We start from the raw sequence: 12,933 nt of genomic DNA on the forward strand, positions 1-12,933 counted from the left end.
CATCCGGTTTTTTAAAAAATATAAAAGTTTAAAGCAAAACCATCAAAACAACCAAGTCTTCATGGTTAAACGATTCGTTTGTTGATGAAGTCCAGTAAATTTTCAACATAAAATATGTTGACATTATTCATGTCATTTTTTTACGATTCCCCCGTTAAGCGTGTTGAAGCTGATGGATTTGTGTCCAAACAGGCGAGGGGTGGGTGGAATGAAAAAGCCTAAAAATCATGGAAAAACTTTAAAGCCACAAGCCGGATTTCTTCGACCCTCTAACGACCAAAAAGGCTCGCCGGACAATGGTTCAAGCACTGACGAAGAAATACAACCGCCTTTTAATAAAACCGATGTTTCTAGCAAAGAAACAAGTCGCGCAGAAAGAGATCAAGGGCAGAGCAAACGTGCCGATGTAACAAGTAAAACTCTGGATGGTCGAAAACCCGAAGAGACATATCAAAGAAATCCGGATAACCAAGCCGACAATGCAGGAACAAAGCACAAGGAAAAAGAGCGCTTCTCATGGAGCGATATAAAGCCTTTTTTGAAAAGCCTGAAAAACCATTCGCGGGCAGAAAAAGTGATGGCGCTTGCTTGGAAACTTTATCGTTCAAGCCCGATGACGGATGAGACATTCGATCTTTCAAGGTTTACCCTTTTCATGCGCACGGCTCAAGGCGAAGTCGACCACGAAAACGACCCGCCGATCACTATGACGCGTAAAGAAATTCTCTTTATCGGTTCCGACTGCGCCACCAGACCGGACGAACATTAATTGGTAGCGTCTTTCGTTTTTCTCAGCGGATGAGGCAAAATCGCGTTGAATAGTCTTTTCTAAAAAGACTGTATTGTTTCATCACACAAAAGGTTCAACAACACAGCCAACTGGAACCGGCTTCAAAAAATAAACGGAGGATAATAATCTTCCCGACTTTCATTATAGGTTAATTATATATTCCGGCGTTATCCTAACCTCCTATTGCTTCATTACGCTCAATGGAAGTGCCGATTTTTTAAGTTAATGACCAACAACGTCATTTTTGCTTGATTGTTTGTATAAAAGCCAACGACGCCAATCGCTTTTAATGGATATTTTAGTAGTGAAATGACATTCTACACGATATAAATAAAACTGATGGTGCAAAATGTACGTTTTCTAAACAAAACTATGGATTTGAAAGAACGTATAAAAAATTTGCGCATTGCAGCGAAGATGACTCAAGAAGAGTTAGCAAGAGCCGTTGGCAAGACACGTAACGCGGTTACCCAGTGGGAATCCGGGGCATCCCGTCCGCGCTTGAACACCCTCGAAAAAATTGCGGAAGCACTTGAAGTCTCGGTTGATTGGCTTCTTACCGGTAACACCCCGAATGTTGCTGAAACTGAAAAGACCCGAACAAATAGCAAAATGAGCGATGTGAAGTTCACTAATGGTACTTTATCGCCGCGCCAATACATGCCGCAGGAGGTTCCTGTGATGGGAACTGCTGCTTGTAACAGCGACAACGGATCGTTCAAGCTTGATACATCAATCATTGATTACGTTCATAGGTCACCCGCTCTGTTGATGACCAAGGATCTGTATGCCTTATACGTGGAAGGGGACACTATGGAACCACGTTTTACAGCGGGTGATCTGGTTTTTGTCCACCCGAATAAACCGGTGCGTATTGGCGATTCAGTCATGGTGCAGATTGCCAAAACTATAGATGAACCAATAGAGGCCATGATTGCCGTTTTGGCGAAACGAACATCGCACGAAGTGTTTCAACAGAAATATATCCCCGACAAAATCATCAGTTTTGATAAAAAATATTTTGGCTATTCATAAAATACTGGAAATTACAGAGTTATTCGGTCTATAATGCACATGGCGCTCAGCTTTTGATATGTAGGGAGAGAAATTATCATGGGATGCGACGTATATTATTATTGTGGCGCCATAAATTACCCAGGCTATTGGTTGCTGACAAAAGAAATTAAAAAGCGGAAAGAGGAATCGGATTTAAATAAAAGTGTTATTTTGGGTATAACCACTTTAGGAGGCGATCCCGATGCGGGCTATAGGATTGGGCGCGCGCTACAGCACAATTACGAGGATTTTTCTGTATTAATATCGAGCTTTTGCAAGAGTGCAGGCACACTTTTAGCTATTGCAGCCAACAAACTTATAATAGGTGATACGGGCGAACTTGGCCCTCTGGATATACAAATAAAAAAGAATGACGAGTTGGACGAGTCTAATTCTGGCCTCGACATAATGACGGCTCTGAATAGTTTGCAGGCGGTGTCCGCTGACTGTTTTGCAGAAACGATGAAAAGCATACACGATGACACCAGAATAAATGCTAAATTATCGGGGGATATGGCAGCCAAGATTATTGAAGCGATGATATCGCCGATAACTGCACAAATTGACCCTATAAAATTTGGAGAACACCAAAGAATCTTGAATATTGCAACAAGATATGGGGCCAACCTTAACCAAAAATTTGGTAATCTTAAGCCAGGAGTTTTAAATAAAATTATTGCAAATTATCCATCGCATGGATATGTGATAGATAGAAAAGAAGCTAGAGAATTGTTCAAGCGGGTTGTGGAACCTGAAACGCGTGAGATCGTTGACCTTTATGATACGTTTTATAGCCGCTTTCACAAAAGGGATTTCAGTTTTCAAGGAATTCCACAAGTAGAATATTTTTGCGAGCTCTCGGAGAATTGTGATGAACAATATGGATCTAAAGAGGAAGAATGTGACGATGAACGGGGCCATGAAGGAACTGCTGTTGCAAATGGAGCAGACAAGAAAACTGACAGTCGAGCAAATAAACGCAATAAGAAAGGCTCAAAACAAAACGATCCCATACCAGATCAAGCCGAGCAAATAAATTAATTTTTTTAAAGAAATCAATCCACCCCGCTTTTTGCGGGGTTTTTTATTGCCTTGCTTCGGTCTCCTATAACCGCTTAACAAGTTTAGCATTCGCGCTTATACAAAATATGCGAAAAATAATTTTTGCTTTTAATTGATGAACAGTTTGACTGTGCACATAGTTTACATGAAATCGATTGAATGGACGAAGAAGCGATAGCCGATCGGACGTCACATGAGTGATGAGAATATATGCGATGAAACGAAATAATCGGTTGTTTATCGGCGCCACAAAAAACTTCGTAAAATCTGCCAATATTTCCGGAAATCGCTTTTTTTGAGGGAATAACAAGCCTTATCTGAAAAGCTTGAAGAACCATTCGCGGGTAGAAAAAATTATCGAGCTTGAATAGAAACTCTATTGTTCAAACCCGAACCGATTGTCCATGATGTTGATGGCTTGCTGCATATAACGTTTTGTTTTTCGGTTTTAAAAGCTTAGTTCCGCCGGTTTCCGGTTTTTGCCCATTCCGGCCATTGCAATTTTTTTATTGAACACAAAGCTGCTGCCATTCCTCACGCCGATTTTTCATCCGTAAGCACAAACGTTCGGAAAATGCCGTTTTTTAAAAAACAAGCGGTCGTCCGGTCTATGCCAAAAGCAGTTATTTACGTGCTGGAGGGAAGTTTCTCGGCATATAAGTGCCGGTCGGCTGATCGGTCAAAATCTCGTTTGGCCCGGAAGCATTGGATTGAGGACTGACAAGTTGTTCGGCAGCTTTTCCGTTTGTGGAAGTGCCGCCGTTCCGGTTCAGAACTTCTTTGATATCGTTGAGTTCACTGTCAACCTCAGAAGAGGCTTCACCATCTTTCCCGAAATAGACATCAAGCATTTGGTCAACTTCTTCCGCCTTTTGTGAAGATGGGTCAGCCATTGCCTCGACAACGTCTTCCGCCTTCAAGCCTAATTTATCAAGGCCGAGCCTTTTAGTGATGCCTTCCATAAATTCTTCATAACCTACCGGGTCTTGAGATTTCATGTAAGCCAATTTGCCGCGGATAAACTTGGCCAGACGTTTGAGATCTGCTCCACCTTTATCAAGATCAATGCCGAGGCTGCTTGCTATTTCTTTCAGTATTTTTGCTTTGAATTCGCTTTTGCTCATACGGCTATTATCAAATACCGTAGCTCCGGCAATTTTGCTGCGGATTTTGTCATAAGTCGACTTTTCTTCCGCTTTCAAAGGAGAGCCTGTTTCTTTGGCTTTAAAAATCTGTTCCGTCGTCGTGGGAGCGCGTTTGGCCTGTTGTTCGACCTGATCAATTCTCTCTTGCAAGATTTTGACAGAAGCGAATTTCAAATTCTGAACCGGTGTCATCGCCATCACTGTTTCTCCCGTATTGTTACCCGAATTTACATGCTACACAATATTGTTAAACCTATAAACATCTGATAAATACTATCATATTTTAATTTTATAACAAAGTATAAAATATAAAATACATTTTTAATAAAATTAACACTTGAACAATCATGCCGAAATTATGAAATGAAGTTCTTTATTACTGTTCACTTAAAGCTATTGTGCGGATAATAAGACCGGCATTTCTATGATAAAGCCTTAAACACGCTAACCTGTTTTGTTTTGAAGGTGAAAAATTGCGGGAAATAAAAAAGAAATAGAAAAGTGAAAATAGCCTGCATTCCCTGTAAAAACCGGTCTTTTCCCCACGCATCAAAAACGATAAAACCTCTTGATGACGGGGAAGGGGAAGACCGATTAACGGGCTTCCTGTTTTATCGGTCTTTTTAAAAAGTTTGAACAGGGTGTCGGCAAGAGGGGAAATATTACGATTTCGTTTTTTAAAATCCTTCATGGCTTTGACCCGCAAGCCGCGGACTCAGCCGTTTTTTTGTGTTCCATTCTTTTGATTGAAGGCCGGGCAGACTTATTCAAAATATAAAAGCCCAAGATGATAAAAGCCTTTTCCAATTATGCGTTTTTTAAACATCCGCAACATTGTACAGCAAGCCAACAATATGGAACATGGCGCATTGCTTTTAAAAAGTCGGGCAAACTCTTCTCAACATAAAAACATCATGATTAAGCATTTTTTGAAAAGTCTGAAGAAGCCGCAACTGACGGCGCGTTTCTTTGAGTGGATGTTTTTTCGGGTAACAGTCAGATTTCAAAGAGTTACAGAATTTTGATGAAGTACCATTATTTTTCATTGAATAGAAGAAAGACTGCCTACAATTTACCATTATTGCCGCTCATGACATGGATCCGGATCAAGCAGAAGAATTTTTTCAGGCTTCTTTCATGAGTTCCGGTTTTTTGTTTATCTTATTGAAACTGTTCATTGCCTAAATTGCATCGAAACGTTTTGTCTATGAAAGGGTTCAAGGGTGGAATCGGTTGTTGTGATATTGATATTGCTTGTTGCTGTTGTTTTCAGCGGCGCAATATCGCGCGCACTTCCTTTGCCCATTCCGTTACCACTTATCCAGATTGCTGTCGGTGTACTGGTTTCACTTGCTGGCGACATGGGCGTAAAATTGCGGCCGGAAATGTTTTTCCTTCTGTTTTTGCCGCCACTTTTATTTCTTGACGGCTGGCGCATCCCGAAAGATGGTTTGAAGCGCGACCGCTGGACAGTGCTTGAAATGGCACTGGGGCTTGTTGTTTTTACAGTTCTGGGCGTCGGCTTCTTCACCTATTGGATGATTCCGGCCATGCCGCTTTCGGTGGCTTTTGCACTTGCCGCCATTGTTTCGCCAACCGATCCTGTGGCCGTTACAGCAATTGCCAAACGCTCGCCTATCCCGAAGCGCCTGATGCATATTCTGGAAGGTGAATCGCTGTTGAATGATGCGTCCGGCCTTGTCAGTATGCGCTTTGCTGTTGCTGCTGCCATGACGGGCTCGTTTTCGCTCCTTGCCGCTTTCGGAACCTTTTTATGGACAGCTGTTGCCGGTCTTATTATCGGGGCAGCAACGACCTTTTGTGTCACTTGGGTCAGCACTTTCTGGAACAATAAATTCGGTGAAGAAACCGGTTCCCACATTGTCGTAAGCCTGCTTACACCTTTTGCTGCCTATCTTGCCGCCGAACAGGTGGATGCATCGGGAATCCTTGCCGCTGTTGCTGCCGGTATTTCCATGAGCTTTACCGAAGACAGTTTGCGCAACCTTGCTTTAACGCGCATTCGCAGGCTTGCCGTTTGGGACACAGTGCAATTTGTTGCCAATGGTGTCATCTTCGTCATTTTGGGTGAACAACTTCCCCATATTGTGAGCGGCGCGGCAATTGTGGTTCAGGAAACCGGCCATCATGAACCGATCTGGCTTGTGGTCTATGTCATAGCGATCAATCTGGCATTGGCTTTGCTCAGATTTATCTGGGTTTGGGTCTCTCTGCGTTTTACGCTTGCACGTGCCTATCGGCGCGGTTTCAAACCGTTTGTGCCAAGCTGGCGGCTGGTTGCTGTGACATCGCTTGCCGGTGTTCGTGGCACGGTCACTCTTGCCGGTGTTTTGACATTGCCGCTTTTCTTGCCCGACGGTTCACCATTTCCTGCACGCGACCTTGCAATATTTCTGGCAACCGGTGTCATCCTGATTTCGCTTGTCATGGCAAGCGTTTCGCTTCCCTATCTCCTCAAAGGTTTGGAATTGCCGCCCGAACCTTCCCATCAAAAGGAAGAAGAACGTGCCCATATTGCCGCTGCCGAGGCGGCCATCAAAGCGGTTGAACAGGCGGTGCACAATTGGGGCGAAGGCCGCAGCGATGCCGACCTTTATACGACAGCCGGTGCGCGCGTCATGTCGAACTATCGTGAAAGACTGGCCGACCAGAATGTTTCGGATGCCGATGCGATCAATACGCAGAAGGTTGCCGAAATCGAGCGACGTTTGCGCCTTGAAGCTTTGAAAGCCGAACGCCAGACCTATTTTGCTTTCGGCCGTCGTCACCAGCTTTCGGAAGAAACAACCGCAAAATTGATCCGCGAAGTCGATCTTCTGGAAACCCGCTTTTCAAACGGTTGAGGGTAGAATTTTGAAACGGCTTTATTGCCCGGGCGGTTCAAACCGTGAGGCCTGCAGGGTGCGGCCTAAATGGTAGAAAAGACTGGCCTAAAAAGAACAGCCAAAAACAGAAAGCAGAGTTCAAGATATTTTGGCTTTTCCGGTTTTTAGCCGCAAGCCGCCGGTCAGCACAGCAAGTAAAAAACAGGCCGTGCCGCACCACAAAGCATAGCGCGAGCCGTAATGGGAAGAGACAATCAGGAAGAAAGCAACAAGTGTGCTTCCTACCGATTGGCCGATAAGCCTTGCTATGCCCATAATACCACCGGCAGCGCCACTTCTGTCAGCAGGGGCTGAAAGCATGATAACGCGCTGGTTGGGGGCGTTGAAAAAGCCCATGCCGCAACCACACACCATCATGCAGATCACAATCACAAGAACCGGCGTTCCCTCACCAAGAAGGCTTAACGAAAACATGCCGCTTGCACATAAAAGCATACCGATAGCAACAAGCAGAACCGGTGAAAAATGGTCGGAAAGCCTACCGGTAAAGGTTGAGGTGAGTGCCGCGCAAGCAGGCCACGGTGCAATCAGAAAGCCGGTGGCAAACTGGCTTTTATGCATCAACATCTGGAACGAAAAGGGAAGCGCCACAAAAGCAATCCCTTGCGCGATAAAGGCAAAAAGGACTGCAAGAATGGACAGGGTAAAAATCCGCGAGGAAAAAAGATCAAAGGCAAGAAACGGGGCAGGGTGGTTTTTCTGGCGGATGACAAGGGCGGAAATGGCAACAAATGAAATGACAAAGGTCGGAATAATCATGGAAAGCGGCTGGCGGTGTGCACATTCGCCAATGCCGAAAATGAGCGCGGCAAAACCGATGCCGCAAAAACAGGCGGCAAGATTGTCAAAACGATAGTGGCTCAAGGGCGTTTTCGGCAGTGAATGGAAGGATATGGCAAGCGCCACAAGGCCAAGTGGAACATTCATCAAAAACAGCCAGTGCCAGGTGGTAAACCACAAAATAAGCGAAGCGAGTGTCGGTCCCAAAGAAAAGCCCACTCCCATGCAAATAGCATTGATACCAAGTCCGACACCCAGTTTTTGCGGCGGAAAGGTAAAGCGGATAAGGGGAAGGTTGGTACTCAATATTCCGGCCGCACCAATACCTTGCAAAATGCGTGCGCCAACCAGTGTTGGAAGCGACCATGAAAGCCCGCAAAGAAGCGAAGCGAGGGTGAAAACCATGAGCCCGACAATGAAAATAATGCGAAAACCGATCACTTCGCCAAGGCTTGCGAAGGGAAGTGTCATTGCAACCATGGCGAGAAGATAGGCTGTCACCGCCCAAACGGTTGAAGCTTCGCTGGTTTTGAATTCCTGTGCAATTGTGGGAAGGGCGGTATTGGTAATACCGGTGTCGATCATTGCCATAATAACGCCGAGGCAAATTGCAAAAATAGCGGCCAATTTATAGGATTTCGTTACTTCAGCTTTTGTATTCACTTGCAACGTCTCTTTAAAAATGCGGACTTCAAACTTGGGTCAGCCATCTTTTCGGCCAAGCTTTTTCGACATGACTATAAACATGAATAGGCTCTAAAAGCATAAGAATATTTTTGTGAAGAAAATCATTCCAACACCTTTTTCGGGCAATTGTTTTTTGCCCTTATTTTCTTACGTTTTATTGTTCTTCGACCGTTTTATTGATTTTTCCCTATTTATTCTTTTTTACCCGTCTTTTCGCCTACAATGTTTCTGAATTGTTTGAGCGGCCGCTTTTTCTAAGTTTTTATCTCTAACACCCTACAATGTTTTCGGGTGGCAGAGTTTTTTAAAAAAGCCGATCTAGCGGTAATAAACAGCGATTTTCTGCCCGTCTATATCTTTGACCTTGATGTCGATATCATAAATTGCCGAAAGGATTTCATCTTTCATGACATTTTCGGGCGTACCGGAATAAACGAGTTTTCCTTCTTTCAAAGCAATGATGAGATCGGAATAGCAGGAGGCGAAATTGAGGTCATGCATCACCATAATAATGGTTTTGCCCAATTCGTCGGCCGCATTGCGAAGCCGCTTCATCATTGAAACGGCATGGCGCATATCAAGATTGTTCAATGGCTCGTCAAGCAAGATGTAATCGGTATTTTGAGAAATCACCATGGCAACAAAAGCGCGTTGTCTCTGCCCGCCCGACAATTCATCAAGAAAACGTTTGCGATAAGGGTCAAGCCCCAGATAGCTTATGGCATTATCGACAAATGTCTTGTCTTCTTTGGTCAATACACCGTGCGAATAGGGGTAGCGGCCAAAGCTTACGAGATCTTCTACGGTAATGCGCGCTGTGAGCGTGTTTTCCTGTCGCAAAATAGAAAGCCGCTTGGCAAAATCGGCTCCTTTTGCCTTTGTCACATCAATTCCGTCAACCGTAATTTTTCCCTTTGTGATCGGCAGCAGGCGACTTATCATGGTTAAAAGGGTGGATTTACCCGCACCATTGGGGCCGATAATCGAAACCATTCCGCCTTTCGGAATTTGAAGCGACAAATCCTCGATAATGCTATTGTCGTCATAGCTTTTGGATACATGGCTAATTTCAATCATCTCAATTTCCCCTTGATGAGCAGGGTCAAAAACACAATGCCGCCGACAAATTCGATAATAAAGCTCAACCGGCTTGCCATATTGAAAAGCTGTTCGAGAATGAATTGGCCGCCGACAAGGAAAATAATCGAAAGCAGAATGGCAACCGGTAACACGCTCATATGTTTGGCAGTCGGTGTAAACTGGTAGGCAAGGCTTGCAACCAGAAGGCCGAAAAAGGTGACCGGCCCCACAAGTGCAGTTGAAACGGCAACCATAATCGAAACCAGCACAAGAATGCGCGTGACGGCCTGTTTATAATCGACACCGAGATTGATTGCCATATCGCGGCCTAACGCCAGCACATCGAAAAGATAGCGCATACGCCAGCCAATCAGGGAAACAATCACAACAATAATCACTGCAATGCCGATGAGATTGGTGTTGAAGCGGTTGAAATTGGCAAACATCACATCGGTGAGATTGACCGCCTCATCGGGGTTCAATTGCAATTGCAACAACATGCGCAAGCTGAAGAACAAGCCGCCAAACACAACGCCAATCAGGAGTGTCATGTGCAGCCCCTTGATGGTTCCGGAAAAGAGCCATGTAAAAAGGCTTGTCGAAAACAGTGTGAGAATAAGTGCCACAGCGATGAAACGCACTTCGTCGCTCACCCCGTAAATAACGGTCGAGCCAACAAAATAAACCACCACCGTCTGGATGAGGATATAAAGCTGGTCAAACCCCATAATCGAGGGGGTAAGAATGCGGTTGTTGGAAACCGTCTGGAAAAGCACCGTTGACACAGCAATGGTATAGGCAATCAGGATAAGCGAAACGAGTTTACCCAAACGGAACGGCCAGATCACAACCGACATATTCCATGAAAGATAAAGTGCAATAAAAATGGCAGCAACAACACCAAGGCCAATGAGAAGCGGCAGTGTCGAGCGGATTTCTTTCATGTGTTCAGGCTTGCTGATGCTCAAACGTGCAGCACCTGTGCCGGTAATAGCCGTTTTGAAAGAATCCGCTTCTTTTGTGCTGATAAAGCCGGATTGAACAGCTGCATTTCCCCTGCTTGTTTCGTTGCCTAAATCCTTGTCTGTTTTCTTAGCCGGAATTTTGACTTCGTCAAAGCCTGCCTCGCCAATTCCGGCTTCGCCAATATCTTTTTCGTCAATTTCTGCTTCGACAATATCCGCTTGAACAGAAGCATTTTTTTGTTCATCCGGCGTGCTGGCATCCGTTTCGATAATTTCTGTTTTCGTGAAATTATTCTCGCCAATTGCAGTTTCGATTTGATCGGTTTCAAGAAGGCCGGGCGTGGCAATGCCGGACTCGACCGTACTTGTTTCGGTAACGTTATTGCCGGCCGCATTTTGTGGCTTTTCACCTTTGAGAGCGGGCTTTTTATTGTCCGGTGTTTTTCTAGCCAAGGCGCTTTCTCCATTTCAAGAGAAGTGCGATGAAAAGCACACTGCCAAGAACCCCCATAATGGTTCCAACCGGTATTTCTGCCGATTTGCTCATCAACCGGCCGAGAATGTCGCAGGTAAGTACCAGTCCCGCACCAGTCATCATAACAAAAGGTGCTGTGCGGCGCATATTGTCGCCCATGACAATGGAAACGATATTGGGCACAACAAGGCCGATAAAGGGAATCCGCCCGACAGTGCAAATGACGGTTGCCGTTATCATGGAAATAATCACAAGGCCGAAAAGCATAACTTTTTTATAATCAAGGCCGAGATTACTTGAAAAATCCTCGCCAAAACCGGCAACGGTAAAACGGTCGGCCGCAAGATAGGCAACAAGGCAAAGTGGCAGCGATAGCCACAGTAATTCATATTTGCCTTCAACCACCATGGAAAAGCTGCCGAAAAGGTAGGATTGCAGCGATGGCAACAACATTTCCTGATCGGCAATGCCATTTGTGAGCGCGCCAATCACATAGCCGAGCATGATACCTGTTAGCGGCACAATCAGCACGGATTTAAGCGGTATTTGCCGCAATAAAAACATGAAAATGAGCGAGCCGAAAAGCGCAAACAGGGCTGCCACCAGCATTTTTAAAATCACATCAAGACCGGGGGCAAATATCATCACCACAAGGATGCCGAGCGAGGCCGATTCAACAGTTCCGGCTGTTGAAGGTTCGACAAAACGGTTCCTTGTCAGCATTTGCATAATCATGCCGGCAAGGGCAAGAGAAGCGCCCGAAAGAATAAGTGCAATGGTGCGCGGAACACGGGTTTGGAAAAATACAAGGAAGCTGTGCTCGTCACCGGCAAGAAGGCCGGAGAGGGTAACACTGGAAAACCCCAGAAACATACTGATAATCGACAGGACGATAATAACCGTTATGCCAATAATAAGAGCGCGCACTTCAATCTTTACCCGATTAAAAAACATCAGAAGCCGGCAGACCAATCTGCTGCTTCCGATGTTTAAGCGTTAAAGCTAAAAACAATCAACCCGTTTCATGACTTTTTCAGTCAACAACAGGCTAAATGCTTATTTTGCTTTTGAAAATACGTCATCAAGTTGATCGGCTGTCTCATGAAGACCCGAAAGTCCACCACCGATAAGATACCAGTTTTGCGGGTCGAGATAAACGATATGCTTGTTCTTGGCCGCGTTGGTTTTGTTGATAAGGGCATTATCAAGCAATTTTGCAGCCGATTCCCCCTCGCGGCCAATGGCTGCATCACGGTCAATCACAAAGAGCCAGTCGGGATTGGTTTCCAAAATGAATTCGGGTGAAATCATCTGCCCGTGATTTCCTACTTCCAGTTTGTCGTTCGCCGGTTTGACACCAAAACCGGAGTGCAACAGGCCGAAACGCGATCCCGGCCCGAAGGCCGAAATTTTGCCACCGGTGGTCAGAACAAGAAGGCCTGTTCCTTTGTCAGCCGCAAGTTTTTTCACCTCTTCAAGCTTTTTGTTAAGGCTGTCGATTTCGTCTTTTGCTTCTTTCTGCTTGTTAAAAATCTGGCCCAAAATTGTCACATTGCGGTCAACATCGGCAAGATATTGTTTATTGTTGACGGACAAATCGATTGTCGGGGCAATTTTTGCAAGATCGTTGAATTTCGGTGCCGAACGGTCGGCAATAATAATAAGATCAGGCTTCAGGCTTGCCACTGTCTCATAATTGGGTTCAAACAAGGTTCCGACCTTGGTGTATTTTGCATCATTATATTGCTCGAGATATTTCGGCTTTATCCCTTCCGGTACACCCACAATATTATCAATTTTTAACCGGTTCATATTGTCGAGCGTGGCAAGGTCGAACACCACAACCCGTTTCGGATTATCGGGAATAGAGGTTTCACCGGCGGCATGTTTGATGACAACATCGGCACTTGCCGGTGATTGAAATGACAAAACGGAAGCCAGTGCACCAAAGAGTAGTGCGGCGAGAGTATTGCGTCTATTAATCATT

General features: G+C 45.0%; 10 protein-coding genes. 4 read left to right on the top strand and 6 right to left on the bottom strand.

Going from position 1 to position 12,933, the window contains the following annotated elements:
- Positions 1–208: 208 nt before the first annotated feature.
- From H3V12_RS00430 to H3V12_RS00440, 3 genes are all read left to right on the top strand, one after another.
- Positions 209–769 (top strand): hypothetical protein, encoded by a 561-nt coding sequence (locus tag H3V12_RS00430; RefSeq protein WP_198211976.1) that lies wholly within the window; start codon positions 209–211, stop codon positions 767–769.
- A gap of 360 nt (positions 770–1,129) precedes the next feature.
- Positions 1,130–1,825, top strand: coding sequence for an XRE family transcriptional regulator (locus H3V12_RS00435; RefSeq protein WP_198211978.1), 696 nt, complete (start codon positions 1,130–1,132; stop codon positions 1,823–1,825).
- Between the two features lie 78 nt (positions 1,826–1,903).
- Positions 1,904–2,887, top strand: coding sequence for a hypothetical protein (locus tag H3V12_RS00440; protein WP_198211980.1), 984 nt, complete (start codon positions 1,904–1,906; stop codon positions 2,885–2,887).
- A gap of 644 nt (positions 2,888–3,531) precedes the next feature.
- On the opposite strand, the gene H3V12_RS00445 is transcribed toward H3V12_RS00440, so the two are convergent.
- A complete protein-coding gene (locus H3V12_RS00445) occupies positions 3,532–4,251 on the bottom strand; it encodes a hypothetical protein (protein WP_198211982.1) in 720 nt (239 codons plus the stop codon).
- 1,025 nt (positions 4,252–5,276) lie between these two features.
- On the opposite strand from H3V12_RS00445, the gene H3V12_RS00450 reads away from it, so the two are divergent.
- The gene (locus H3V12_RS00450; protein WP_198211984.1) at positions 5,277–6,917 is read left to right on the top strand and encodes a Na+/H+ antiporter; all 1,641 of its coding nucleotides are present in this window, start codon (positions 5,277–5,279) and stop codon (positions 6,915–6,917) included.
- 120 nt (positions 6,918–7,037) lie between these two features.
- On the opposite strand, the gene H3V12_RS00455 is transcribed toward H3V12_RS00450, so the two are convergent.
- The 5 genes from H3V12_RS00455 to H3V12_RS00475 all read right to left on the bottom strand — a co-directional run bounded on the left by H3V12_RS00455 (position 7,038) and on the right by H3V12_RS00475 (position 12,932).
- The gene (locus H3V12_RS00455; protein ID WP_198211986.1) at positions 7,038–8,402 is read right to left on the bottom strand and encodes an MFS transporter; all 1,365 of its coding nucleotides are present in this window, start codon (positions 8,400–8,402) and stop codon (positions 7,038–7,040) included.
- A 342-nt stretch (positions 8,403–8,744) separates the two neighbouring features.
- A complete protein-coding gene (locus H3V12_RS00460; RefSeq protein ID WP_198211995.1) occupies positions 8,745–9,503 on the bottom strand; it encodes an ATP-binding cassette domain-containing protein in 759 nt (252 codons plus the stop codon).
- Entirely contained in the window at positions 9,500–10,450 is a 951-nt protein-coding gene (locus tag H3V12_RS00465; protein WP_198213698.1) for an iron chelate uptake ABC transporter family permease subunit, read from the bottom strand. The genes H3V12_RS00460 and H3V12_RS00465 overlap by 4 nt, the downstream gene beginning before the upstream one ends.
- Before the next feature lie 466 nt (positions 10,451–10,916).
- Positions 10,917–11,873: an iron chelate uptake ABC transporter family permease subunit gene (locus tag H3V12_RS00470; protein ID WP_198213700.1), complete on the bottom strand. Its 957-nt coding sequence runs from the start codon at positions 11,871–11,873 to the stop codon at positions 10,917–10,919.
- Between the two features lie 129 nt (positions 11,874–12,002).
- Positions 12,003–12,932: a siderophore ABC transporter substrate-binding protein gene (locus H3V12_RS00475; protein WP_198211997.1), complete on the bottom strand. Its 930-nt coding sequence runs from the start codon at positions 12,930–12,932 to the stop codon at positions 12,003–12,005.
- Position 12,933 lies beyond the last annotated feature (1 nt).

The organism is Bartonella sp. W8167 (genome assembly GCF_016100335.1).
GTDB classification, from domain to species: domain Bacteria; phylum Pseudomonadota; class Alphaproteobacteria; order Rhizobiales; family Rhizobiaceae; genus Bartonella; species Bartonella apis.

Excerpts from the sequence above, each read along its gene's own strand:
- H3V12_RS00430 (WP_198211976.1), top strand. The coding sequence starts at position 209 with ATGAAAAAGCCTAAAAATCATGGAAAAACTTTAAAGCCACAAGCCGGA.
- H3V12_RS00435 (WP_198211978.1), top strand. The coding sequence starts at position 1,130 with ATGGTGCAAAATGTACGTTTTCTAAACAAAACTATGGATTTGAAAGAA.
- H3V12_RS00440 (WP_198211980.1), top strand. The coding sequence starts at position 1,904 with ATGGGATGCGACGTATATTATTATTGTGGCGCCATAAATTACCCAGGC.
- H3V12_RS00445 (WP_198211982.1), bottom strand. The coding sequence starts at position 4,251 with ATGGCGATGACACCGGTTCAGAATTTGAAATTCGCTTCTGTCAAAATC.
- H3V12_RS00460 (WP_198211995.1), bottom strand. The coding sequence starts at position 9,503 with ATGATTGAAATTAGCCATGTATCCAAAAGCTATGACGACAATAGCATT.
- H3V12_RS00465 (WP_198213698.1), bottom strand. The coding sequence starts at position 10,450 with ATGAAAGAAATCCGCTCGACACTGCCGCTTCTCATTGGCCTTGGTGTT.
- H3V12_RS00475 (WP_198211997.1), bottom strand. The coding sequence starts at position 12,932 with ATGATTAATAGACGCAATACTCTCGCCGCACTACTCTTTGGTGCACTG.